This window comes from Methylobacterium sp. PvR107, assembly GCF_017833295.1.
Lineage (GTDB): Bacteria > Pseudomonadota > Alphaproteobacteria > Rhizobiales > Beijerinckiaceae > Methylobacterium.
In genome coordinates this window covers 5270001-5293972 of record NZ_JAFIBW010000001.1, presented here as the reverse complement: position 1 = coordinate 5293972, position 23972 = coordinate 5270001, and the positions used below count along the sequence as shown (strand labels likewise).

The window sequence follows — 23972 nt, the reverse complement described above, 5'->3', positions numbered from 1 at the left end:
AGGTGATTGTATTCACACAGATTCGGGGGGCAGGTCGCCTCGCCCGGTTCGCAGTTTCCACGGGCGAGGTTCGGCCATGCCGGAGGCGGGTTCCGCTTCCTTCTCCGCGCGTGCGGATTCGAGTCTCACCGTCTCGTGGCCGATGCGGGCGCGGGATCCACGACTCGGGCAAGCGGAGCGCTGGTTGCGCTATGCCGTGCCGGCCACGCTCGCCCTGTTTCTGACCTGCCTTGTCGGGCTGGCGGCGCTTCACATCCAGGGGCAGCGTGCCGAGATCCTGGCTGGCGCGCGCGCCGAGGTCGAAGCCTTCGCGCGGCTCGCCGCGCGGGCGGTCGCGCCCGCCGGGACCCTCGCGTCAGACCTCCAGACACTCATGCCGGAAAGCGGCCGCCACCCGGGCCGGCGCCTGCTGCTGGTCCGGCCCGACACGCACATCGCCGCCGCCCATCCGCCGCTTCCGGCCAGCCAGACGACGCTCGGGCAGGTGCTCGGCGCCAGCGAGCCGCTCTCGGCACTCGGCGAGCGCGCCGGCGCCATGGCTCTCGAGCTTCCGGGCGGCGAGCACGTGCTGGCCGCGGTGCACAGCCTGCCCGGTGGCGCCGGACAGGTGGCGGTGCTGCAGCCCGTCGCGCCGCTGCTGCGCGGTTGGAGCGCGCGGACTCGTGATCAGATCGTCCTGATTGCGGCCGCAGCCCTGGTCATCGTCGGCGTCGGCCTCGCTTACGGCCTTCAGACCCGGCAGGCGGCACGGGCCGACCGAGCCCGCGAGCAGATCCGCGGGCGCCTCGAGACGGCCCTGCGTCGCGGCGCCTGCGGCCTCTGGGACTGGGACGTGGCCCGGGGGCGGATCTACTGGTCCGACTCGATGTACAGCCTGCTCGGCTACCGGCGGCAGCACGAGTATCTGTCCTTCGGCGACGTCAACGGCCTGGTTCACCCCGATGACGGGGATCTCTACAGCCTCGCCCGCGGGCTTGCCGCGAACCAGACCTTCATCGACCACGCCTTCCGCATGCGCGGCGCCGACGGCGCCTACGTCTGGCTCCGCGCCCGGGCCGAGGTCGTCGCGGACGCGGCCGACGGCGGCCGCCACCTCGTCGGCATCGCCACCGACATCAGCGAGCAGCGGGCCCTCGAAGAGACCAACGCGGCGGCCGACATGCGCCTGCGCGATGCCGTCGAGGCGATCTCGGAGGCCTTCGTCCTCTGGGACACCGGCAACCGGCTGGTCCTGTGCAATTCGAAATTCCGGCATCTGCACGCCCTCAGCCCGGAGGATGCCCAGTCCGGCCGCAGCTACATGGACGTGATGGGCCGGGGCGTGCTGCCGCAGGTTCGCCGCGAGTCGCCCGATGCCGGGCGGTCGCTGGAAGAGATGACCGCGCGCACCTTCGAGGCTGAACTCGCGGACGGTCGCTGGCTCCAGATCAGCGAGCGGCGCACCAAGGATGGCGGCTATGTCTCGGTCGGGACCGACATCACGAGCCTGAAGCGCAATCAGGAACAGCTCCTGGCGTCGGAACGGGAACTGATCGAGACGGTCAAGGACCTGAAGCGCTCCCGACGGACCCTGGAGCTTCAGACGCAGCAGCTCGCCGACCTTGCCGAGCGATACCTCGACCAGAAGGCCGCCGCCGAGGGCGCGAGCCAGGCCAAGTCCGAGTTCCTCGCCAACATGAGCCACGAGCTGCGCACGCCGCTCAACGCGATCATCGGCTTCGCCGACGTGATGGAGAACGCGGTGCTCGGTCCGCTCGGGACGCCGCGCTACACCGAATATTGCCGCGACATCCGTGAGAGCGGCTCGCACCTGCTCTCCATGATCGATGACATCCTCGACATGGCGCGGCTCGAGGCTCGCCGGGTGCGGCTGGAACCCCGCGCGATCTCCGCCGAAACGGCCATCGCGGCCGCGCTCGCTCCCGTCGAGGCCGCGGCCCGCAAGAAGGCGATCACCGTCAGCGTCGACGTCCCGCCGGGGCTCGTCTTGCTGGCCGACCCGAACGCGATGCAGCAGATCCTGGCGAATCTCGTTCAGAACGCCCTGAAGTTCACGCCGGCGGGCGGCAAGGTCGTGGTGCGCGCGCGGCGCGCCGGGACACGCACCCACCTGTTCGTCGAGGATAACGGCATCGGAATTCCGCGCTCCGATCTTGCACGCCTCGGCCGCCCCTTCACGCAGGTGGAGACCCAGATGACCCGCAGCCACAAGGGTTCGGGCCTCGGTCTCGCCATCACGCGGTCGATGGTCGAGCTGCATGGCGGCTCGCTGCGCATCCGCTCCGAGGTCTCGGTCGGCACCATCGTCCTTGTGCGCCTTCCGGGCCCGAGCGCAGACCGTTCGGACCAGACCCTTCCGGCCGCTCGCCCGGTCACGGCAGCGCGGACCGGTCGGCGCGCCGCTCGCTCGGTTGCCGCCTGACGTGCGCTAAGGGCGCGGATTCAGGCCGCCGAAGCGGGCGACCCGGCCTTGCTCAGCGTGCCACCGCGCATCCGCGACGGCCCGGGCAAGACGGCGGATGCGCCAGCGCCGATACATGGCAAGCATCGGATTGCCGCCGAGGCCCGCCTGATGCCGTTGCAAACGCCGGAGCAGGGCCGGCAATTGCGCTGCGGCCGCATCGCCGGTGGCGATCTCGATGGCGCGCAGTTCGGCGCGGAACCCCGCCTTCCAATCTTCCATGACGGGTATGCCTCCGCACTGGTATCCCGGCCGAGGCCGCTCGGCCTGTCCGGGCTTTGGGATCGCTCGCGTGAAGCCACGTCCGCGGCGTGGCGGCACGCCGCGCAAACCCGGAGCACGAACGGCGTTTACTCTCCAGAGGATCCGTCGTGCGGATCGGACATGGAGGATACGGATGATGTCACCGCGAACAAGCCTGCGCTTCACCCTGGCGGCCCTGATCGGTCTCAGCGCGGGTCCGGCGCTCGCGCAGAGCACCGGATACGTGACCGGATTTCCGGGCAAGGATCCTGCGGGCGACGAGGAGATCGGCTGGGGTCCGGCCTATCGTCCGGAGACGAGCTTCGCTCAGCCCGGCACGCCGCCGACCCCCGGTGAGATCGCCGGTCGCGCCTACCGGGCGCGCACCGGGCGCGGCGTCTATGACCGGGTCGAGGGCGACGGCCCGTACCGGAGCCGGTGAGGCCGGCGGCTAAGCCGATCTGCGTTGGCAGGTCTGATTCTGAAACCAAGGGGCCGCGAAGCGGGTGTGTTTCCCCTCCCGAAGAGGTCTACGGGAACCCCGCCTCAGAACGTTCAGCTCTCCCTGACGAGAAGGTCTCAGCCTTGCATCGGGAGGAGGGATTCCAAGACGATCCCGCCCCGTCATTCCGGGGCCGCGCAGCGGAGCCCGGACTGACGGCGGGGATCACCACCATGCGCAAAGGTCGATCGCTGTCGGTGAACACCGGGCAAGGCCGAGCGACGCCCGCAGATCCCTCGGCCGCGTCGATGAAACCCGCCTAGCGCCGCCCGAGGGCGCGCTTGGCCGTGCTGCGCGCCTGCGTCTCGAACCGGGCGAGCCGCAGACGCCGCTCTAGGGAGAGGGCGTGGGTGCCCGGTGGCACGGCGATGAGCTCGGCGATCTGCGTTCGGTCGCGATAGAGGCTTTCCAGGGCCGATCCCTCGAGCGTCGCCGAGTCGAGCCGATCTGCGAAGCCGGTCTCGTGGCAGGCGCGCACGATCTCGGCCTCGAGCAGGAGGCCCGGTGCGTGGCTGCGGGCGGTCTCGTCGTAAGCCGTCTTGAGCAGGGTTGCGGTGCCGGCACCGACCAGGGCGAGGCTGATCGCAATGGGTCGTCCGTCGATGGTCAGCGCGTCCGCACGGATGCCGACTGGGCCGGGTCCTTCCGAGAACAGATGATGGGCGAGCGCCGCGGTCTCCGGCCGGCACGCCATGGCGGTGCCGGCCTGTCCTTTCCAGCCCGCGCGCTCCAGGTCGAGAAACGCCCCGACCAGACGGTCGAGATCCACGCCGCAGGCGGCGCTCTCGTACGCGACGATGCCCACCTCCGCGAGCCGGCGGGCGCGGCGGCGCAGGTCTTTGAATCGCGCCCGGTTCGGATGGCCCGCCAGGAACGCGTCGTGATCGGCCCGCCGATTCACGATGGGGCGATCGAAGGCCGACACCGTACCGATCGCCCAGCCGCAGGCGCGCATGGCCGCCAGCATGTCCGATCCGGCCCCGTCCTCAGTCGGCAGCAAAGGCCACCGCCAGGCCCGCCCGCCGGACGCCGCCGCGAGACCGTCGACCAGGGCCCGCGTGTGCGCGTCTCGGTTCGGCCCGTCGGCGATCAGCGGCGCTGAGGCCGTCATGAAGGGGGACAGGAACGGCCGTGCGACGCGGCCGCCGAGCCCGGTGATGTCGCGGGACAACCTGTAGGGCAGGAGCGCGACGAGCCGCGCCCCGTCTCGAACGGTGACGAATTTCAGGCCGTTCGGCAGAAGGCCGGCGCTCTTGTGCGCCTCGATCACGTGCCGCGAGACGTGCGGGTGCGGCGCTATTCCGGAGGCAAACAGGGTGTCCCAGTCGGCCGCCTCCGGAGGTCCGTCACACGTGAACGACAGACCGAAGGTGCCCTGGGTGGCGGCCGTGACCGGGCTCATCCGACTGCTCCCGCCGACCAGACGGGCGTCGGGAGCCCGTGAAGCCGCCCGGCGGCGCGGGCGAGAAGCGAGGCCCGCGCGACGGTGGCCAGGGCGACCGCCAGGGCGGCCCCGAGCGGTCCGAAGGGCGGAACGAGCGCGAGGCACAGGCCCGCGGCCGCAATGAGCGACCCCGCGGTAAGGCCGGCGCAGAGGCGTTCGCCGCCCAGCATGGTCAGAAGGTCCTCGCCTGGCCCAAACAGGCTCGCCGCGACGCTCCCAGCCAGGAGAACGCACAGGATCGGCACGCTCGCGCCAAGGTCCGCGCCGAACATCGCCAGGAGCAGCGGACTCGCGGCCAGGATCGCGCCCCCGACGACAAAGGTTGCGGCCGCCGTGGTTCGTCCCTGGCGCCGGACCAGTTCGGCGAGAAGGAAGCGGTTGGCCTGTGCCTGGGCGGCGCTGTAGCGCTGCAGCGTCGCGGCGCTGATCGCGAAATGCACGAACACAACGAATTGCTGGATGCGCGTCGCCGCGAAATAGAGGCCGACCTCGGCCGGGCTGACCAAAGCTCCCAGCACGATCACATCGACAAAGGTGAAGCCCGCATTGGCGAGGTCGATCGCGGCAATCGGCAGGCTGACGCCAAGCCAGTTCCGCCACCGGTAGCGGCGCGGCCCGGATGGGAGGGCCTTCCGGAGGCGCGCGGTGAGGAGGCCGGCCTGCAGCGCCGTCGCGGCGGCAGCGGCGGCCAGCATGCAGGCCATCGCGACTTCCGCACGCGGCGGCGCACCGACGAGGACGGCGCCCACCATGCAGGCCATCATCAGGGTCTGCCGAAGGAGGTAGGGCGGCGCGATGGCGAGACCGACCCAGTTCTGACTGCGTGCCACACCCTCCAGATAATCCTGAAGGGCGAAGAGCGGCATCACGCAAAGGGCGACCGCGACTGGTGCCCGGTAGGCCGGGGCGAACAGGTTCGGCTCCAGGACGAGCAGCGCCGCGCCGAGGCCCGCGACGGCGAGGGCCGCACCGCCGGTCATCAGCGCGCCGGCTCGGAGGTAGCCGCGCGCCAAGTCGAGATCGTCCTGCGCCTGATGACCCGGCACGAACCGGCAGGCGCCCTGGGACAGGCCGAGTGTCAGGGTATGGCCGAGCATCGCGGTCCAGACCCAAACGGACGCGAAGATGCCGTAGGCTTCCCAGCCCATCAGCCGCGCCGCCAGGACCTGGGAGCCATACGCGAAGCCGGCCGAGCCGACCCGGATCGCGAACACCGTGAGGGCTGCCCGCTGCGGGCCGCTGCGCAATGCGCGGAGGCGTCTCATCGCGCGGGCGGGGAGAGCAGTGGCTGACACTACGCGCTCCGCGCCGGACCTTGGTCCGGCGGGACGCCGACCTCTGGTTGTCCGGTCTAGCCCGGGGCGCGTTGCAGCTCGGTTAAGGGCGGCGTCGACGGATTGGCCTTCGGCTCCGTCGGCACGTCCGTTCGCATCAGCGAGGTGGCGATCGTCAGGGCTACGTGCTCGGCCATGCAGCGGAGGCCGAGATCGTTGAGCCGGAACTGGCGCCCGAGCATATGGCCTTCGCCCTTGTCGGTGCGCCGCGACAGGTATCGGAGGGCCTCGTAGCGCCGCACCAGCGGCACCTGCTGCTGTGTCGCGACGGTGCGCACCGCCTCGACGATCCGGTTGTAATCCGCGTCGGCCGCCATGCTGGCGGTGTAGAGCGGATCGACCAGCACCACGTCGATCCCGTGCGACCGGATCCAGGCGACGGCCTCGCCGAGCGCGCCCGCGAAGGCATCCGCATCGACGCGGGCGATGGCGTCGTGCGTTCCGACCTGCCAGACGACCAGATCGGGCTCGGCCTCGGCCACCATGGTGCGGACCCGCTCGGCGGCGCCGGAGGCGATCTCGCCCGGAAGGCCGCGGTGATCGATCACGATGTCGACCTTCGGAAGCGCCAGTTCCAGCGCCGCTTCCAGCTTTGCCGGGTAGGAGGCCGACGCGCCCGGCGCCGCGCTGCCGCCGATCGCCAGGATCTTGATCGGACGGTTCTCCGTCAGGGCCGCCTTGACGCTCCCGAGCTTGGCCGCCGTGTAGAGCTGCGCGCCCGGGACGCGGCATTCCAGGGACAGGCCCGGCTCGCCGGACCCGGCGTCGGCCGGCTGCTGGGCATAAGCCGGTGCGCCCAGGGTCGCCAGCAGGATGGCTGCGGCGCCGAAAAGGCCGGTGCGGGGCGGCAACATGGGACGACGCGCCTGAATCACAGGCGCGGTCTTGAAGACTTGCTGCGGCTGCGCCATTCGACGAACCATGCCGTAAACCCCAGCCCCACGAGGCCCGAGCCGGCGACCAGCATATCGATCAGAACGCCGCCGCCGGTCTGGAAACGCACGAGCTGCCCGACCAGGCTCAGGATCGAGCCCATCGAGAACACAGCCAGGGAGTTCCGGCCCATCTGTGAGAGATAACCGGCGGCGCGGCCGATTCGCGGGGCCAGTACTGCGTAAAGCGGTGCAAACGCTAACAATACCCCCAAAAAATGAACCAGTCGGGCCGGTGTCAGATAGGTTTTCTCGAAGGTGAACAGCAGGCGCGGCTCCGGCACCACCATCGGGTCCGGACGGATCTCGGTCACGGCGAGCACGATTCCGAGGAGCACGACGACGATGCCGGCGGGAAAGAGCCGGCGGGACCAGCGGCGCAGCGTGTCGGAGCGCAGGTTCCAGCCCTGGAGCACGAAGCCCAGCACCAGCAGCAGCTGCCAGCAGAGCGGGTCGAAGAACCAGTCTCCCTCGCCGGGCCAGGACGGCACGTTCCACTCGAACACGAGGCTCGCGAGGTAGATGCTCCCGGACAGCGCCAGGGCCGCGATCAGGCTGAAGCGGCCCACCAGCACGAAGACCGGTGCGATGCCGATGAGCAGAACGTAGAGCGGCAGGATGTTGAAATAGCCGAGCTGATAGGTCAGCAGGGCCATGCCGCAGACGGACTGGATCGGGTCCGCGAAGAACCCGCCCGCATTGTGCCATTCGAGGATCAGCGGGTTGTCGAGCAGCAGGGCCGCGCCGGCGATGATCGCGAGCGCCAGCAGCATCACGGTGAGCTGGGCGCGGTAGACCTCGACAGTGCGCGCCAGGAGCCGCACCACGCTGCGTCCCGGCGGCTCGGGCACGCCGTCCCGCCCCCGTGTGGCGATGCCGATCGACCAGCCGGCCAGGAACACAAAGAGCTCGGCCGCGTCCGAGATCCCATACTGCGAGAAGGTGTACCGCTCGAAGGTGTTGCCCGGGATGTGATTGATGAAGATCGTGACCAGAGCGAAGCCGCGCCAGAAATCGATCGCGTTGGGGTCCCGCATCGTTGCGGCGGCTCCGAGGTTCCGGCTCTTCAGAGCGTCGACGGGCGGCTGTCGGCCCCTGATAAGGGGCCGGGCGGGGTCTGCAAAGCCGGACGAAGGTTGAGGACGCGCGCTGCGTCGAACCCGGAGGTCACGGTCGCGTTACGCTCCGGCGCACGGAGCCCTTCGCACGATGACCCGCCCGATCACGATCCTCGCTCTGATGCTGATGTCGGCGTCGGTCGCGGCCGAGTCTCAGACCGGCATGGGCGACGATCCCGCCTCGACCGCGACGGCGTTGAACACGTCTTGGGTCGGACGCGCGATGCCGCTGCGCCACGGCGCGGGTACGGCCACGCCGAACGACAGGCGCAACCGGACGAACCGGGCGGTGCAGAACGACCGGCTCATGCGCGGGATCTGCATCGGCTGCAGCGCCCGATAACCCGGCGGATCGATCGCCGGTCGGACCGCTACTTGCCCCGGCGCAGGCGCAGGTCGTCCTCGCTCTCGCGGGCGAGGCGCAGCAGGTTCTGGCCGTAGGCGGTCTTGGCGAACATCTCGCCGCGGGCCACGAGCTGGTCGCGCGTGATGAACTTCTGCAGGTAGGCGATCTCTTCCAGGCAGGCCACCTGAAGGCCCTGGCGGTGCTGCAGGGTGCGGACGAACTCGCTCGCCTCCAGCAGGCTGTCGTGGGTCCCGGTATCGAGCCACGCGTAGCCGCGCGACATCCGCTCCACATGCAGCTGGCCGCGCTGGAGATAGGCCTCGTTGACGCTGGTGATCTCCAGCTCGCCGCGGGCCGAGGGCTTCACGTCGGCGGCGATGTCGAGCACTTGGTTGTCGTAGAAGTACAGGCCCGTGACCGCCCAGGTCGATTCCGGGTTCTGCGGCTTCTCGACGATCTTGGTCGGGCGGCCGGACTTGTCGAGGTTGACCACGCCGTAGGCCTGTGGGTTGTCGACGTGGTAGGCGAACACCGTCGCGCCCTGCCGGCGGCCTGCGGCGCGCTCCAGCAGCTCGCCCATCCCGGCGCCGAAGAACAGGTTGTCGCCCAGGATCAGCGCCACGTCGTCGTCGCCGACGAAGTCGCGCCCGATCACGAAGGCCTGCGCCAGGCCCTCCGGACGCGGCTGCAGCGCGTAGGAGAACCGGAGGCCGAACTGCTCGCCGGTGCCGAACAGCCGCTTGTAATTGTCGAGATGCTCGGGCGACGAGATGATCAGGATCTCGCGGATGCCGGCGAGCATCAGCACCGAGATTGGATAGTAGATCATCGGCTTGTCGTAGACCGGCAGCAGCTGCTTGTTGATCGACAGCGTGGCCGGATGGAGCCGCGTGCCGGATCCGCCGGCCAGAACGATGCCCTTCATGGCTTGGAAACTCCCTCTGAGACCGGCCCGACGAGCCGGTCCAGGATGCCGTCGAGCGCCGCCTGCCAGGGCCGCGGCGCGACGCCGTAGGCGTCCGTGAGGCTGTGGGTGGACAGGCGCGAATTGGCCGGCCGTCGGGCCGGCGTCGGATAGGCGGAGGTCGGGATGCCCCGAACCGGCACCGAGCGGCCGCCGCGGCGGGCGGAGCCCGCCACGATCGCCTCGGCGAAGCCGCGCCACGTGGTGTCGCCCGCGTTCACGCAGTGGAACGTGCCGGTGGGCGCCGCCGCGTCGGTGGCCAGGCGCCGCGCGATCACCGCGAGGGCGGACGCGAGGTCGGCGGCCGAGGTCGGGCAGCCGTGCTGGTCGTCGACCACGGTCAGGGCGTCACGCTCGGCCGCGAGCCGCAGCATCGTCTTGACGAAGTTGCCCCGGTGCGGGCTGACCACCCAGGCGGTCCGGACGATCGCGTGGCGCGCGTTGCCGGTCCGCACGGCCAGCTCGCCGGCGGCCTTGCTGGCCCCGTAGACGCTCTGCGGGTCGATGGGCTCGTCCGGGGCGTAGGCCCCATCGGTCTTGGTGCCGGCGAAGACGTAATCGGTCGAGACGTGGACCAGCGGGATCTGCCGCGCCGCCGTGGCGGCCGACAGGATCGCCGGCGCGAGCGCATTGAGGCGCCACGCCGCGACCACGTCGGATTCGGCCTTGTCGACGGCCGTATAGGCGGCGGTGTTGATCACGACCCGATAGTCCCGGGCCGCCAGCGCCGCCGCGACGGCGTCCGGATCGGTGATGTCGAGATCCGCGCGGCCGGGCGCGTGCACGGCCACGTCGCCGGGCCAGGACAGCGCCTGCAACTCGGTGCCGACTTGGCCGGCGCCGCCGAGGACGAGGATGTCCATCAGCCGTTGAGCCCCAGGCGCTCGCCCTTGTACCGGCCCTCACGGATCGGGCGCCACCAGCTCTCGTTGTCGAGATACCAGGCGACGGTCGCCTCCAGCGCCTGCTCGAAGGTCTTCTGCGGTTGCCAGCCGATCTCGGTCTCGGCCTTGGTGCAGTCGATGGCGTAGCGCCGGTCGTGGCCCGGACGATCGGCCACGAAGCTGATCAGCTGCTCGTGCGGAGCGCTCTCGGGGCGCAGCCGGTCGAAGGCCGCGCACAGCGCTTTCACCACCGCGAGGTTGTTGCGCACCGCACGGCCGCCGAGCAGGTAGGTCTCGCCGATCCGGCCGCGCTCCAGCACGGCCACGAGGCCCTTGGCGTGGTCCTCCACGTGGATCCAGTCGCGCTCGTTCAGGCCGTCGCCGTAGACCGGCAGCTTCTTCCCCTCGAGGGCATTGAGGATCATCAGCGGGATCAGCTTCTCGGGGAAGTGCCGCGGCCCGTAATTGTTCGAGCAGTTGGTCACCAGCACCGGCAGGCCGTAGGTCTCGTGCCAGGCGCGGGCGAGGTGGTCGGAGGCCGCCTTCGAGGCCGAGTAGGGCGAGCGCGGATCGTAGCGGCTCTCCTCCGTGAAGAACGCGCCCGGCGGCAGCGAGCCGTAGACCTCGTCGGTCGAGACGTGGAGGAACCGGAAGGTCTTCTTCTCGGCCTCCGGCAGGGCCTCGTAATGGCCGCGGGCGCCGTCGAGCATCGTCTGGGTGCCGATGACGTTGGTGCGCACGAAGGCACCCGGATCGGTGATCGAGCGGTCGACGTGGCTCTCGGCGGCCAGGTGCATCACCGCCTGCGGCTTGAAGTCGGCATAGGCCTTCTGCACGGCGTCGCGGTCGCAGATGTCGGCCTCGACCAGGCGGTGACGGGGGTTGTCGGCGAGCGTGGCCAGGGAGACCGGATTGGCCGCGTAGGTCATCGCGTCGAGGGTGCAGACCTCGTGGCCGAGGTCGTTGACGAGGTACAGCACCAGCGCCGAGCCGATGAAGCCGCAGCCTCCGGTCACCAGGATGCGCATGGCGAAAAACCCTCTTAAGAATCGTCTTGAACGGAATGACGGGGCAGAAGACCGGCCGGCGTGACCAAATTACGGCCGCGTCCCGTGAAGATCAGAACACGCGCCCGAGATCGGCGAGCTTCGGGGCGCGGCGGTCCTTGTCGGAGAGGATCGCCGCCTCGGCCGAGACCGGCCACGGGATCCCGACCTCCGGATCGTTCCAGGCGAGGGCCCGGTCGTGCTCGGGGCTGTAGTAATCGTCGACCTTGTAGGCGACCATGACGTCGGGGGTCAGGGTGCAGAACCCGTGCGCGAAGCCGTGCGGGATGAAGAGCTGCTCGCCCGTGTAGGCATCCAGCGTCACGGCCACGAACTTGCCGAAGGTCGGCGAGTCGCTGCGGATGTCCACCGCCACGTCGAGGATCGCGCCCTGCAGGACGCGGATCAGCTTGGCCTGGGCGCGGGGGCCGATCTGGAAGTGCAGGCCGCGGATCGTCCCCTGCGGCGCCGAGAAGGACTGATTGTCCTGGACGAAGGCGGTGGTGATGCCGGCCCGTGCCAGGGCGTCGGCCCGGAACGTCTCGGAGAACCAGCCGCGTGCGTCGCCGAAGCGCTTGAGCACGATGCGCTTCACGTCCGGAATCTCGGTCTCGATGACGTCCATGCCAGCGCCCTTCCCGCGGATCCTGTCGCGAGGCTCGGCGGACGCCGCAGCCTCGGCGGCTCCGAGCCATGCAGCCGCCTCGCCGAACGCAACCGCGATGATCGGCCCGCGACTTCCGGTCATTCGCCGGCCGTGTCAAGGCGTGGTCATGCGGTGCCGTTCGCGAGGAGAACCGATGATGGGCGGATCGGGACATTCCGTGTCCGCTCTGCTGCTCGAGCAACTCGCCGATCCGGCCTGCGCCTGGAGCTTGGGCAGCTACGGAGCCGTCGCGACCTTCTGCCGGAATCTCGGAGAAGCGGTTCAGACTCTCGCGGATGGCCGGCTCGGCCTCATCACCGGCCGCGGAGCCGTCGCACTGACCGCCTCTCCCGATCTCAGGCCATTCGCCTACGAGACCGGCTTCTCGGACGGCTGGAGCCACGCGGTCGCGCTGTGCCTGCCGCAGAACGCCTGTGCGATGGGCCGGCGCACCGTGCTGACCGAACTCGGACCCGACAGGGCGGCCGCGCGGCCGCAGGACCGCGCGGCCATCCTGTTCGATCTCGGGCTGGGCCTCGAGGCCGTGGATGCCTGCGTGCGCGTGGCCGAACCGGCGGCCGTCGCGGGCCTCCGGGCCAGGATCGGCCGCCCGATCCTCGCGGCGGGAAACACGCTCGGCCCTGCCCTGGCGGCCCTGAGCCCGCATCGGGTGTTCGTCGCCCGGTTCGGACGGATCGAGGTCTACACGCCGATCCCGCCGGCCGGCGGGACGACGCCCCCGGGGCCGCACAGCCATGTCCTGCCTCAGCTCCTACGGCTCCGGCGGACGCACGCGGCGACCGCGCCGATCCCACTCGGCTGGGTGCCGTGCGGCAGCCTCCATCCGCGCCATCCCTGCCGGGACGAAACGGGCCGGCCCGTCGCCTTCGACGCCGCGCGTCACGTCGCGTTCGGCTACCTGCTCGAGGCTTGGGGCGATCCCGGGCTCGCCGCTCTGCGCCGGGCGGTGCTGGCTGGCCACGAGCCCGATCCGCGATCGGTCACCACACGGGCGGCGCGCTCCGCGATCCGAGCCGCACAGGCGCAGCGCCGGGTCATGCCCGGGTGAGCGCGGCTCTAGGGGATGCCGATAAGTTTGTGGGTTTGCAGCGACAGGCGCCAGCGGGCGTCCCGGCGGCAATAGGCGATCGCGGCCTCCGTGCTGGCGACCCGGTCCGGCCCGTCCATCGGCTGAAGGAAGCGGTGGCGGAAGCCGAGGCCGACGAAATCGGCAGGGTCGGCATCCGTCTGCGGGTAGACCAGCTTCAACTCGTGGCCCGTGGTCTGCGCGAGGGCGTTGCCGCCCTTGGGACTGACGCAGATCCAGTCGATGCCGGGCGGCGCCGGTATCGTGCCGTTGGTTTCGATCGCGATCTCGAACCCGCGGGCATGGACCGCCGCGATCAGAGCGTCGTCGAGCTGCAGCAGCGGTTCGCCGCCCGTGAACACCACGTAGTGGTTCTCCGACCCGCCGGCCCAGGTCTGGGCGATCGCGTCGGCCAGCGCGCCCGCGTCGGCGAAGCGCCCGCCGCCCTCCCCGTCCAGGCCGATGAAATCGGTGTCGCAGAAGCGGCACGCCGCCGCCGCGCGGTCGGCCTCGCGACCAGACCAGAGATTGCAGCCGGCGAACCGGCAGAACACCGCCGCGCGCCCCGCCTGGGCGCCCTCGCCCTGAAGGGTGTGGAAAATCTCCTTGACCGCGTAAGCCACTGTCGTCCCAGCCATCGTCTCGCGCGACGCGCTGCCTGCACATAGGCGGTGGGCGGCTTGTGGACCACCGACAACCACGCCGCGCAGACCCGCCGTACGGTCTCGCCTTGCTCTTGCCACGGTAGACCCGTTCATGCCGTGATGCAGCGCGGCGACCGAACGCGGCCGTCCGGGTTGTGCCTGTATCCGGCCGGGGGCCGGAAGACCGACGCCTCGGCGTCGACCCTGGCGATTCTCTGACGAGTCGGGCTCGAATGTCCTCTTCTCTCCTCCGGCGAATGTCCGTCGGTTTTGCGGCGCTGACGGGTCTCCTCGGCACCAGCCTGATCGGGATCCGCGCCGCGGACGCCGTCACGGTACCGATCCTCGTGGCCGACGTGGATTCCGGCAAGGTGATCTACGCGCAGGCGCCGACCGATCCCTGGTACCCGGCCTCCATCACCAAGCTGATGACGACCTACGTCGCCCTCGACCTTGTGCGGCAGGGGAAGGTCTCGCTCGATTCGCTGATCACCATCTCGGCGGCCGCCGCTGCGGAGCCGCCCTCGAAGATGGGCTTCAAGCCGGGGACACAGCTCACGCTCGACAACGCCCTCAAGATCATCATGGTGAAGTCGGCCAACGACATCGCCTACGCGATCGGGGAGAATCTCGGCGGCTCGGTCGACACCTTCGCCGCCATGATGAACGAGACCGCGGTGCGGATCGGCATGCGCGACAGCCACTGGTACAATCCCAATGGCCTGCCGGACCCGCGCCAGTGGACCTCGGCCCGCGACATGGCGGTACTCGCCCGGGCGCTGATCCGCGACTTCCCGGATTCCCACGACCTGTTCTCGATCTCGGCGATCCAATTCGGTCGCGCCGTCATGCCGAACCACAACGGCCTGCTCGGCCGCTATCCCGGCACGGACGGGATGAAGACCGGCTTCATCTGCTCGGGCGGCTTCAACGTGGTCGCGACCGCGACCCGCAACGGCCGCCGGATCGTCACCATCGTGATGGGCCAGCCAACCCCGCGCGAGCGCGACGTAAAGACCGCCGACCTGTTCGACTACGCCTTCGCCCAGAGCGCCGGCTGGACCAGCCCCACCCTCGAGGCGCTGCCGGCCTCCGCGCTGCCCGCACCGCCGGACATGCGGCCCTTCGTGTGTGGCGGCAAGAAGCCCCCGCCCATAGAGGACGGGCCCGGCGCGCTGAGCGCCCCCGGCTCGGCGGCGCAGCTCATTGGCGGCTCGGCGGCCAACTCGCCGGCTCTCGCGCTCGCCGCCTTCTCGAACCCGGCGCTGCGCGCCCGGAGCCTGCCGCCCCGGGCGCCCCTCCAGCCGATCGCCGTCTGGATCGGCCGCAATCCGGCTGAGGGTCAGCAGATCCTCGACAGCCAGGAGGCCGAGCAGAAAGCCGCAGCCGCCAGCACCCGCGCGGCGAAGCTCGAAGCCGCCAAGGCCAAGCGTCTCGCCGTCCTTGAGGCGGCCAAGCAGGCCCGGGAGGCGCGTGCGGAACGGGCCCAGGCTGCCAAGGAGGCTGCCAAGGAGGCTGCCAAGACGACGCCCAAGCCGGCTTCGAAGGTGGCCGCGAAGGCCGGCCACCCGCTGCCCCGGGCGGCGAGCGCCTACACGTCTGCTGAGACGCCGACGATGCCGGAGGCCAAGCCCGGCAAGGGCCTGTCGAAGCCGGCCGCGAAGGCCGCCGTGCACAAGCCCGCGCCCGCCAAGGCGGCACCCGCGAAGTCGGCTGCCAAAAAGCCGGCTGCCAAGAAGGCCGCGGCCGACGAATAGGATTGGCCGCGCGGCGCCGGCGCGTTGCCGCGGGCGCCGGCAGACCCCACTTCGACGCTCATGTCACTCAGTCCCGCGCCTGCCCCGGATCCGCGACGCCCGGAGCCGATCCCGCTCACCGTGCTCACCGGTTTCCTGGGCGCCGGCAAGACCACGCTGCTGAACCGGCTCCTGCGTGATCCCGCGCTCGCCGACACGGTGGTGATCGTCAACGAGTTCGGCGAGATCGGTCTCGACCACCTCCTGATCGAGACGGTCGACGAGGACATGATCCTTCTGGGCGCCGGCTGCCTGTGCTGCACGGTGCGGGGCGACCTGATCGCGACGCTGGAGGATCTGCTGCGCAAGCGCGACAACGGCCGGATCCGCCCGTTCCGCCGTGTGGTGATCGAGACCACCGGCCTCGCCGACCCGGCGCCGATCCTCCACGCGCTGATCTACCACCCGTATCTCGTGCTCCGGTATCGCCTCCAGGCCGTCGTGACCGTGGTGGATGCCGTCACGGGGGCGGCGACGCTCGATGCCCATCCGGAGGCCGTGCGGCAGGCCGCGATCGCCGACCGCATTGTCCTCACGAAGACGGATCTGGCGGGCAATACGTCCGGGATCCGCGCGCGGCTTGCCGCGCTCAATCCGGCGGCCCCGATCGTCCTGCCGGAGGAACCCGCGGACACGCTGCTCGGCGGGTTGTTCGGCCTCGACGGCAAGGCGGCCGACGTCCGGACCTGGCTCGGCGACGCGACGCTGGCGCAGGCGGATCACCACCATCACGACGTCAACCGGCACGACGCATCGATCCGGGCCCTCTGCCTGACCAGCGTTGCCCCTGTGCCCCGCCCCGCCTTCGAGATGTTCATGGACCTGCTGCGGTCGGGCCATGGGCCGAAGCTTCTGCGGCTCAAGGGCATCGTCGCGCTCGCCGACGATCCCGACCACCCCATCGTGGTGCATGGGGTGCAGCACGTGTTCCACGCGCCTCTGACTTTGCCGGCCTGGCCGGATCCCGACCACACGTCCCGGCTCGTGCTGATCCTGCGCGACCTGGATCCGGCCTTCGTGCATCAACTGTGGGACGCGTTCCTGGGCCGCCCGCGCGTGGACGCCCCGGATGCCGCCGCCCTTACCGACAATCCGCTCGCGCTGTCGGGTTTCTGAGAGCCGGCGTGCGGCATCGTCCTTGAAACCTCCGACCCGAATGGCGCTTCGGCAGCGCCGGATCGTCCCGAAATGGGACGACGCGTCGACAGGCAGGACAGGCGATGGCGCCACGCTTCACCGTGATACAGGGCGGCTTGCTCGAGAGGCCGGCACCCGTAACGCAGACGGTTTCCGGATTCGGGGAGAGCCACGCAGCTTGGCGCGTCGATCTTCGCAGGCCCGGCGCCGTGGATGCGGCGTCCGTCTCCGCGTGGCGGGCCCTCCTGGTCCGGAACGCCGTGACCGATCCGCTGCGCGACCCCGATCATCTGCTGCCGCTCGCCCATCACCGTCCGGCCGGGCGTCGGATTGCGCTTGCCCTCGTCTGGGATCGAGATGCCGAGACTGGTCGCGAGGCGCTGCGCGGCGTGGTGCCGCTGGCGATGCCGCACCCTGTCCTCGGTGGCCGGGCCAAGCCCTGGCAGCCGGCCGAAGCCGAGATCACCGGCCTGATCGAGACGGCGGCCGCCGAGGCGGTGGATCGCGCCCTGCGGGCGCGGCTCGGTGCGCTGCGCCGTCCGATACGCCTCGCGGGAGCGGTCGAGCCCGCGCGCAATCCGGTACCGGTCCGCCCCGTCTTCACGGCGCGCCGTTCAGCGCAGCCGAGGCGGATCCCGGCCGCCAGCCTCGTCGGCGTCCGGCCTGAGGGCTGGGAGCTGCCCGGATCCGAGACCCTCGCGCTGGCCGGGCCGGACGCCGTGCGCGACGCGGTCGAGACCTTTCTCACCCTCGACGCCCGGACCGCCAAACGTCCGATCATCGCCGATCCGGCCGAGGCCTCGTTCGTGCGGGTAGTGACCCGCCTGTTCGCCCGCCGCGACGCGCTGCGGGTCGAGTTCCTGCGCCGGGCCGGGGAGGTCGTGGCCGGAACCCTTCATCTCGGTGCCGGGTCAGACGCGGTGCCTTGGCGCCGCGCGAAGGCCTGACCGGTCAATCCGCCGCGCGCGTTGCGGCTGTCGGAGCGCTCGCCGGGGCACTAGCTCGCCTCGATGACGCGCGACCCAACCCGCGGTCTCCCGACCGCCCCACGCCGGGCGTCCTCCGGCCGGGCGAACCCGCCCCGTGAGACCGGAGACGCGGATCGTGTCGCGGCCGTGCTCGCACGTCTGGCCGAAGCCGACCCGAATCCGAAGGCGGGGTTCGACCGGACCGATCCGTTTCGCCTCCTTGTGACAGTGCTGCTCTCGGCCCAATCCACCGGACCGACCGTCTCCCGCATCGCCGAGAAGCTGTTCTCAGAAGTTCAGGATCCGGCCGGCATGCTGGATCTGGGCGAGGCGCGCATCACCGAGATCATCCGGCCGGTCGGGCTCGGGCCGTCCAAGGCGCGCAATATCGTCAAACTCTCAGCAGCCCTGATGACGGAATTCGGCGGCACCGTTCCGCGCAGCGCCGCGGAGATGCGCCGCCTGCCGGGCATCGGCCGCAAGAGCGCGGAATTCACGGCGAACTTCGCATTCCATGAGCCAGTGATCGCGGTCGACACGCACGTCTTCCGGGTATCGAACAGGATCCCGCTCGCGCCGGGAGTCGACGTCGACGCCGTCGCCGACGGGCTCGCCCGGATCACGCCGGAGCGGTTCAAGGACGGCGCGCATGTCTGGCTGTTCCGCCACGGACGGGACACCTGCACGGCCCGCAAGCCGGCCTGCCCGCGCTGCCCCGTCGCGGATCTGTGCACCTGGCCGGGGAAGGCGACCTGAGAGCCGCTACTCGTCCTCGCCGAAGCGGTTGGCGAGCAATGCCTCGATGGCGTCGAGGCATTGCTCGGCATCCTGACCGACGGCCGTCACGGCGATGCGGGTGCCCATGGCGGCGCCCAGGGTGAGCAGGCCCATGATCGACCGGCCGCCGACCGTCTCGCCGGCCCGTGTCACCGTGACCGCGGCATGGTAGCGCTCGACGGTCTGCACGAACTTGGCGGAGGCGCGGGCATGCAGGCCGCGGCGGTTGATGATCGGCAGCATCCGTAGAAGCCCGCCCGCCGGCACCGGGACATCGTCGTCCGTCTCGAAAAGCTCGTCCATCGCCCTGGATGTGTCCCGCCCGATCCGCAGCTGCCAGCGCCGCTTGCGCCGAACCTAAACCATTGACCGGGCGTGTCGATCCCGAAGCGGTGCGCCCGTTACCGGCTACCACTCGTATTCGGCGCCGACCCCGAGGCTGGTGCGGCCGTCGCTGCCCGCCTCGCCCTTCAGTTTGATCCGCCGGGTCACGTCGAAATCGACGCCGACGGCCGTGTCGGCGGGCTTGGCACCGGCCTTCACGCCGACGCTCACCCGGTCCGAAATGTAGCGCGAGGCACCCAGCGCCGGCCCGCCGCTGGCTCCGGTCGAGACGTCGAGGCTGTCGAGCCCGAGGCCCTTGCGAGCCTGCTCGAACAGGTCGGGTCCGGCGGCGCCGCCCGAGAGCTGCGCGACCGCTTGCGCGAGCTGCAGGGCCTGGAACGGCGACAGGCCGCCGGCCGCCTTCTTGAACAGCAGGCGAGATAGGATCTCGTCCTGCGGCAGGATCGGATCCGAGGTCAGGGCAAATTGCGGCGCGTCCGCCGGCCCCGAGACTGCAACGCGCGCGGTCACATCGCCGGCCTTGGTCTCGGCGGCGAAATCAAGTTCGGGCGTGGTCAGGCTGCCCGCGAAGGTCAGCTTGCCGCGGCTGAAATCGAGGCGCTGTCCGACCAGTTCGAGGCGGCCGCGGCGCATCGCGAAGGCGCCGACGGCGTTGGGCGCCGCGGAGGTTCCGGTGACCCGGAGCGAGCCTCCGAGCTCCGCGTCGATCCCGCGGCCGCGCACGAAGATGCGGCTCGGCGCATCCACCGTCACGTCGAGGGTGGCGTCGAACGGTACGGCGGGCTTCTTCGGACGGCGCCCCGGGCTGACCGAGGCCTTCCGGTCCGCCCGCTGCGCCAGGCGCGCCCGAACCTCCGGCGGGGTGTTGACGTGGCGCACGCCCGGCAGGGGCCGAACGGTCGCGGGGAGTCGGTCCGGCACGGCGACGTCAATCGATACGACGTTCACCCGGCCAGCAATGCGCGGCGTCCGCACCAGCGGGCCGGCTAGCATGAGATCGGCGCTCGAGACGGCCGTCATCAGCGGACTCGAGACCAGCTCAGCCCTGTCGGCCACGACATGGAAGCTGCCGGGAAAGTCCGGCTGCAGGGCAACACGCCCGGTGACCGAGACCCGGCCGCCGTTGCGAGTCATGGCGTTGAGCTGCTCGACCACGAGGCTGTCGCCCTTGCCGGTGACCCGCCCCTCGATTCCGGTGAGCCGGATGCCGTTGAGCGGGTCGGTGAAGCTGCCGCCGGTCAGCACCGCAGCGCCCTGCGCCCGAGGCGCCGCCAGTGTGCCTGTGACGCCGCCGTCGATGGCGACCCGGCCGGTGACGCTCTGGCCGCCGACGCTCAGCAGGGAATTGGCCAGCGCCGCCTCAAGCGTCCCGCGGGCGCGCAGGTCGAGGGGGCCGCCGGGCTCGACCGGCAGCGTCCCGGCCACCGTCAGGGCGACACCGCGCCCGGCCGTCACGCGCCCGTCGAGGCTGGCCTTCCCGTCCGACAGGGACCCCTTGGCACTGGCATCGATGGGCGGCAGACCGGCCTGCCGGGTCTGGGGAGCCACCAGTTTGGCAATCGTGAACGCGTAGCGCCCCTCGGGCCGGTCGGCCGGCCCGCTCAGCTCCGCCTCGCCGTCCAGCGTCCCCGACAGCGCGAGATCGGGGGCGGCGATCCGGGCGAGCGACAGCGGCAGCGCGCGGAGCGCCACCCGCAGGTCGAGGTCGCGCCCGGCCCTGCCCGTGACCGTGACCCGCCCGGAGCCCGCCGCGATCGAGACGCCGTCGATCACCGCGCCTCCGTCGCGCAGGGTGATCGTGGCAGGTCCGCTCAGGGCAAAGTGATCGCCGCCGCGGGCAGCCGCGAACCGCTGGACCTCGATGCGCGTCTCCTCGGCCGGAACGAGCCGGGCGGCGGCGTCGAGGCCGAAGCCGCGGGCCTTGGCGGTCAGCGTCACGTCGCTGCCGTTCGGGTTGGCGACGGCGGCGAACCGGACCGCATCGATCTGCTGTCCGGCTGCAAGCAGACGGTCGGCGTCCAGACGCCCGTCCAGGACCGGATGGGCCCGGAGGTCGCGGCCTTTCAGGTCGGCCTCCAGCCGGGTCAGGCCGTAGGTCCCGTAGCGCAGGGCATTTCCGGTTGCCCGGATGACCGCATCCTGGCGTCCGTCGTCCCGGGTTAGGGCCACGCTGACATCGAGCCGTCCCGCCATCGGCTCCGGCGCCAGCGGTGAGAGATCCTCCAGATTGCCGGCCCGCACCGCCAGCGAACCGGCCGACAGCCAGGACTCGGCCGCGACCCTGGCGTTCCCGTCCACTGTGACGGAGCCGAGATTCAGCGCGAGCCGGTCGAGAACCCAGTCGGCCCCGGCGCGGGCGACATGGGCCTCCCCGGTGAGCGGCTTGCCGGCGACGTCGCCGCCGAGGCGCAGGCTACCGTCCGGCGCCAGGAGCGCGTCCCTCAGGATCGCCTCGACCCGCAGGTTCCGGATCGGCTTGCCGTCGGCCGTGGCCGCGGGCGCCGTCAGGATCGCCGCGAGGTCCGGGTGCTCGAGGGAGCCGGTAAGTCGTGCATCGATGCCGGCGCGCCCCGTCAGGCGTCCGTCGAGATCGGCGAGGCTCTTCAGATCGAGCCGGCCGGCCACATCGGCCTTGGCCGAAGTCGCCTCACCCTGGAGAGTCGCGGTCAGGCCGGTGCCTTCCAGGCGCAGGTGCTCGAATCCGTAGCCGTCATAGGATTGCGCGATCCGTCCCTGGAGGCTCGGCGCACGTCCCAGGGCGCGGTCCGCGGCCGCGAGGCCGGTGGCGAGGTTCGCCGTGGTCATGTCGAGATCGGCCGCCAGGGCCTTTCGGGCCGGATCGCCGCTGAGCCGCGCCTTGGCGTCCAGGCTGCCCGCAAGGCCGCGTCCGACGACGCCGGAGAAGACTGCGAGATCCGGCAGGGCGGCGGTGACGGTTCCGGTCAGCGTGTTCTGGCCGATGCGCCCGGCATAGGCGGCCCGCGCCGTGTCGGTGTCGAGCCGAAGCGCGGCGACCTCCACCACCCCGTCCGGCCCGGAGGTCGCCCGAAGCGTGAGCTGCGCGCGGCTTCCGAGGGCACGGCGCAGGGCCGGATCGGCGAGCCGCAGACCGTCGACGGTGCCGTCCGCGCTGATCGCGAAACGCTGCGCCGCGGGCTCGCCCTGCGGCTCGACGCCAAGGCGCGCCGCGATGTGCTCCAGGGCCGAGTCTCGGCTTCGCAGCCCCGCTGCATCGAGGCTGCCGTGGATCGTCGGCGCCGTGATCGACCCTTTCAGGCTGCCGTCGAACACGAGCTTGCCGATCTCAGCATCCCCGGCCCGGGTGACCGCCCCCTCGGTCGGCAAGGCACGGGCCTGGAGCGTCAGGTCGGCGATCCGGTCCTTGGACAGGCTGCCACCTGCCGCGAGACGGGCGGTGCGCGAGGTCAATTCAAGCCGGTCGATCCGGAAGGCGCCGCTGTCGGCGAAGGCCAGCCCACCTTCGAGCTTGGTCGTGCCCGCGAAAACCGAGGCGGCCGGCCCCGGCACGAGGCCCTCGATCTGCGCCGCGAGATCGAGGGCGAGCCGGCGCTCGGCACCGATCCGGGAGATTTTCGCGCCGCCCTTGGCGCCGATCTCCGGCCCGGCGGCGAAGTCGAGCTTGGCGGACCACGCGTCCAGCGTTCCCGTCCCGTCGAGATCGAAGTCGATGGGCGGCGCCCCCGGAATATTGGCCGCCCGCGAGAGCAGGCCTCCCGACGGCTCGATGAGGTTCGCCTTCACATCAAGACGATCGCCTGTCGGCACGTAGACCAAGCTGAGCAGGAACCGCCCGGCCGCATCGAGGCGCTGCGCCCGGGCCTGCAGGTCGAGTCCTTCGCTCGCTGCGCCGAGACGTGCGCGCCCCTCGGCCGAGAGTCGGGCCGGCTGCCCGGCGACTGCCTCGCCGAGCACCAGCTCGGCCAGCTTGAACCCCTTGATCTCGACCTTCACGGGCAAGTCCGGCAGCAGCTTGCCGTCGGGCTTGGCCTCGGGTGGGGTCGGACCGGGAACCGGGCGGCGCAGTATTTCGAGACGCCCGACCTCGAGGCTGTCCACCTCCAGCCGCCCCGACAGCAGAGCGAGCCGGCGCCAGATGATCCGCGCCTTGTCGAGCCGCAGCCAGACCCCGTCGCGGTCGCTCACCGCGACGTCGCGGATCGTGGCGTCGGACGACAGAGCGCCATCCACGGCGCCGATCGCCACCCGCGACGACGGTGTCGAGAGCGCCCGGGAGAGCAGCCCGCCGAGCACGGACTTGTCGCCCTCGTCGGCACGCGTCGGCGTGACGGCCGGCGCCAGAAGGAGGGCCAGGCCGATCAGGATGCAGGCCAGACCCTGCCTTGCCCTGCCGAAGGCCCGCCGCGCGTCCGTCAGCCCATGAACAACAGCCATTCAGAACGCCTGCCCCAGGCTGAGATACAGGACCGCCGGTCGCACGTGGCCGCCCTTGTAGGGGTCGAGCGGAAAGGCGAGATCCGCGCGGATCGGGCCGATCCCGGTGTAGTAGCGGAGGCCGATTCCGACCGATTTCCGGATCTTCTCGTCGAAATCCGGCACCGCGGAGGCGAAGGCCGTGCCTGCGTCGAAGAACGGCACCACTCCGATCGTGTCGGTGACCTTGATGCGGGCTTCCAGCGAGGCGTCCAGCACGCTGCGGCCGCCGATCGGCAGGTTGTAGGGCCCGATGGGACCGAGGGTCCGGTAGGGGTAGCCGCGTACCGAGCCGCCGCCACCCGCGAAGAAGCGGAAATTGTCCGGGATGTCGGCCAGTGGTGCGCCAGAGACCGAGCCGAACCCGATTCGGCCCGCCAGGATGTACCGGGCTTCCTCGTCGAGGGCATAGTAGGTCGAGCCCTGCGCTTTCGCGACCACAATGCCCGGCGACGAGACCGCGCCGGGATAGACGGCGAGCGACGCGATCGCCCGGACCCCGCGGGTCGGATCGAGGAGGTTGTCGGTGGAATCGTAGGTCACTGAGGCCGGCACGCCGATCAACCGGTAATGGACCGTGCCGAGGGCGTCCTTCGAGCGGCCGGCCTGGGCGTCGAGCCCGACCTGCGCCGAGAACGTGTCGGAGAAGCGGTGCCGGATCGCCGCCGACGCGCCGCCGCCATCCACCAGATAGCTCTGCTGCACCTCGCGGGTGACGAAGGCGTTGGCGAGGAGGTCGTTCCGGCTGCCCCAGAGCGCCGGCTGGACGTAGGTCGCCGACAGGCGCCCGCCGAGCCCGTTGGTGCCGATCCCGGCGATCTTGCGCTGGGTTGCGAACGGATCGTT

The 23972-nt window shown here is 71.0% G+C and carries 21 protein-coding genes (1 of these 21 only partly in view); 8 read left to right on the top strand and 13 right to left on the bottom strand.

The window, feature by feature from the left end:
- Window positions 1-76: 76 nt before the first annotated feature.
- Entirely contained in the window at window positions 77-2422 is a 2346-nt protein-coding gene (locus tag JOE48_RS25010; RefSeq protein WP_210033766.1) for a PAS domain-containing sensor histidine kinase, read from the top strand.
- A gap of 6 nt (window positions 2423-2428) precedes the next feature.
- Here JOE48_RS25010 and JOE48_RS25005 read toward each other — a convergent pair whose 3' ends face one another.
- Window positions 2429-2683: a hypothetical protein gene (locus JOE48_RS25005; protein WP_210033764.1), complete on the bottom strand. Its 255-nt coding sequence runs from the start codon at window positions 2681-2683 to the stop codon at window positions 2429-2431.
- Between the two features lie 175 nt (window positions 2684-2858).
- On the opposite strand from JOE48_RS25005, the gene JOE48_RS25000 reads away from it, so the two are divergent.
- Window positions 2859-3146 carry a hypothetical protein gene (locus tag JOE48_RS25000; RefSeq protein ID WP_245252956.1) on the top strand — a complete coding sequence of 96 codons (288 nt, stop codon included), beginning with the start codon at window positions 2859-2861 and terminating at the stop codon, window positions 3144-3146.
- A gap of 319 nt (window positions 3147-3465) precedes the next feature.
- Here JOE48_RS25000 and JOE48_RS24995 read toward each other — a convergent pair whose 3' ends face one another.
- The 4 genes from JOE48_RS24995 to JOE48_RS24980 form a co-directional block, all read right to left on the bottom strand.
- On the bottom strand, window positions 3466-4608 hold the full coding sequence (locus JOE48_RS24995; RefSeq protein WP_210033762.1) for a GNAT family N-acetyltransferase: 1143 nt from the start codon (window positions 4606-4608) through the stop codon (window positions 3466-3468).
- A complete protein-coding gene (locus JOE48_RS24990; RefSeq protein WP_245252955.1) occupies window positions 4605-5915 on the bottom strand; it encodes a lipopolysaccharide biosynthesis protein in 1311 nt (436 codons plus the stop codon). Before JOE48_RS24990 ends, JOE48_RS24995 begins: the two co-directional genes overlap by 4 nt.
- 86 nt (window positions 5916-6001) lie before the next feature.
- Complete coding sequence (locus tag JOE48_RS24985) at window positions 6002-6838, bottom strand: SGNH/GDSL hydrolase family protein (RefSeq protein WP_245252954.1); 837 nt, start codon at window positions 6836-6838, stop codon at window positions 6002-6004.
- Window positions 6839-6855: 17 nt separating this feature from the next.
- Window positions 6856-7953 (bottom strand): OpgC family protein, encoded by a 1098-nt coding sequence (locus JOE48_RS24980; RefSeq protein ID WP_210033755.1) that lies wholly within the window; start codon window positions 7951-7953, stop codon window positions 6856-6858.
- A 172-nt stretch (window positions 7954-8125) separates the two neighbouring features.
- On the opposite strand from JOE48_RS24980, the gene JOE48_RS24975 reads away from it, so the two are divergent.
- Window positions 8126-8377, top strand: coding sequence for a hypothetical protein (locus JOE48_RS24975; protein ID WP_210033754.1), 252 nt, complete (start codon window positions 8126-8128; stop codon window positions 8375-8377).
- A gap of 28 nt (window positions 8378-8405) precedes the next feature.
- On the opposite strand, the gene rfbA is transcribed toward JOE48_RS24975, so the two are convergent.
- The 4 genes from rfbA to rfbC form a co-directional block, all read right to left on the bottom strand.
- On the bottom strand, window positions 8406-9305 hold the full coding sequence (gene rfbA / locus JOE48_RS24970; protein ID WP_210033752.1) for a glucose-1-phosphate thymidylyltransferase RfbA: 900 nt from the start codon (window positions 9303-9305) through the stop codon (window positions 8406-8408).
- Window positions 9302-10207: a dTDP-4-dehydrorhamnose reductase gene (gene rfbD, locus JOE48_RS24965; protein WP_210033750.1), complete on the bottom strand. Its 906-nt coding sequence runs from the start codon at window positions 10205-10207 to the stop codon at window positions 9302-9304. Before rfbD ends, rfbA begins: the two co-directional genes overlap by 4 nt.
- On the bottom strand, window positions 10207-11256 hold the full coding sequence (rfbB, locus tag JOE48_RS24960; RefSeq protein ID WP_210033748.1) for a dTDP-glucose 4,6-dehydratase: 1050 nt from the start codon (window positions 11254-11256) through the stop codon (window positions 10207-10209). Before rfbB ends, rfbD begins: the two co-directional genes overlap by 1 nt.
- Window positions 11257-11347: 91 nt before the next feature.
- A complete protein-coding gene (gene rfbC, locus JOE48_RS24955; protein WP_210033745.1) occupies window positions 11348-11899 on the bottom strand; it encodes a dTDP-4-dehydrorhamnose 3,5-epimerase in 552 nt (183 codons plus the stop codon).
- 175 nt (window positions 11900-12074) lie between these two features.
- Between rfbC and JOE48_RS24950 the strand changes: the two genes are divergently transcribed.
- Window positions 12075-12989, top strand: coding sequence for a DUF6925 family protein (locus JOE48_RS24950; RefSeq protein ID WP_210033743.1), 915 nt, complete (start codon window positions 12075-12077; stop codon window positions 12987-12989).
- 8 nt (window positions 12990-12997) lie between these two features.
- On the opposite strand, the gene queE is transcribed toward JOE48_RS24950, so the two are convergent.
- Entirely contained in the window at window positions 12998-13630 is a 633-nt protein-coding gene (gene queE / locus JOE48_RS24945; RefSeq protein WP_210036037.1) for a 7-carboxy-7-deazaguanine synthase, read from the bottom strand.
- A 254-nt stretch (window positions 13631-13884) separates the two neighbouring features.
- Here queE and JOE48_RS24940 point away from each other — a divergent pair, with 254 nt between their 5' ends.
- From JOE48_RS24940 to nth, 4 genes are all read left to right on the top strand, one after another.
- Window positions 13885-15408, top strand: coding sequence for a D-alanyl-D-alanine carboxypeptidase family protein (locus JOE48_RS24940; protein ID WP_210033741.1), 1524 nt, complete (start codon window positions 13885-13887; stop codon window positions 15406-15408).
- 60 nt (window positions 15409-15468) lie between these two features.
- A complete protein-coding gene (locus tag JOE48_RS24935) occupies window positions 15469-16563 on the top strand; it encodes a GTP-binding protein (RefSeq protein ID WP_210033739.1) in 1095 nt (364 codons plus the stop codon).
- A gap of 230 nt (window positions 16564-16793) precedes the next feature.
- Window positions 16794-17531, top strand: a complete 738-nt coding sequence (locus JOE48_RS24930; RefSeq protein WP_312893368.1) for a GNAT family N-acetyltransferase — start codon at window positions 16794-16796, stop codon at window positions 17529-17531.
- A 168-nt stretch (window positions 17532-17699) separates the two neighbouring features.
- Window positions 17700-18308, top strand: a complete 609-nt coding sequence (gene nth, locus JOE48_RS24925; protein ID WP_312893367.1) for an endonuclease III — start codon at window positions 17700-17702, stop codon at window positions 18306-18308.
- A 6-nt stretch (window positions 18309-18314) separates the two neighbouring features.
- Here the strand turns inward: nth and JOE48_RS24920 are convergent, their stop codons facing one another.
- The 3 genes from JOE48_RS24920 to JOE48_RS24910 form a co-directional block, all read right to left on the bottom strand.
- A complete protein-coding gene (locus JOE48_RS24920; protein ID WP_210033734.1) occupies window positions 18315-18632 on the bottom strand; it encodes an HPr family phosphocarrier protein in 318 nt (105 codons plus the stop codon).
- A 105-nt stretch (window positions 18633-18737) separates the two neighbouring features.
- Window positions 18738-23087: a translocation/assembly module TamB domain-containing protein gene (locus tag JOE48_RS24915; protein WP_210033733.1), complete on the bottom strand. Its 4350-nt coding sequence runs from the start codon at window positions 23085-23087 to the stop codon at window positions 18738-18740.
- On the bottom strand, window positions 23088-23972 hold the final stretch of the coding sequence (locus JOE48_RS24910; RefSeq protein ID WP_245252951.1) for an autotransporter assembly complex protein TamA. Its footprint extends 1011 nt past the window's final position; only the last 885 of its 1896 coding nucleotides appear in the window; its start codon lies off the right edge, out of view — the gene reads right to left on this strand; its stop codon occupies window positions 23088-23090. It abuts the gene before it with no gap.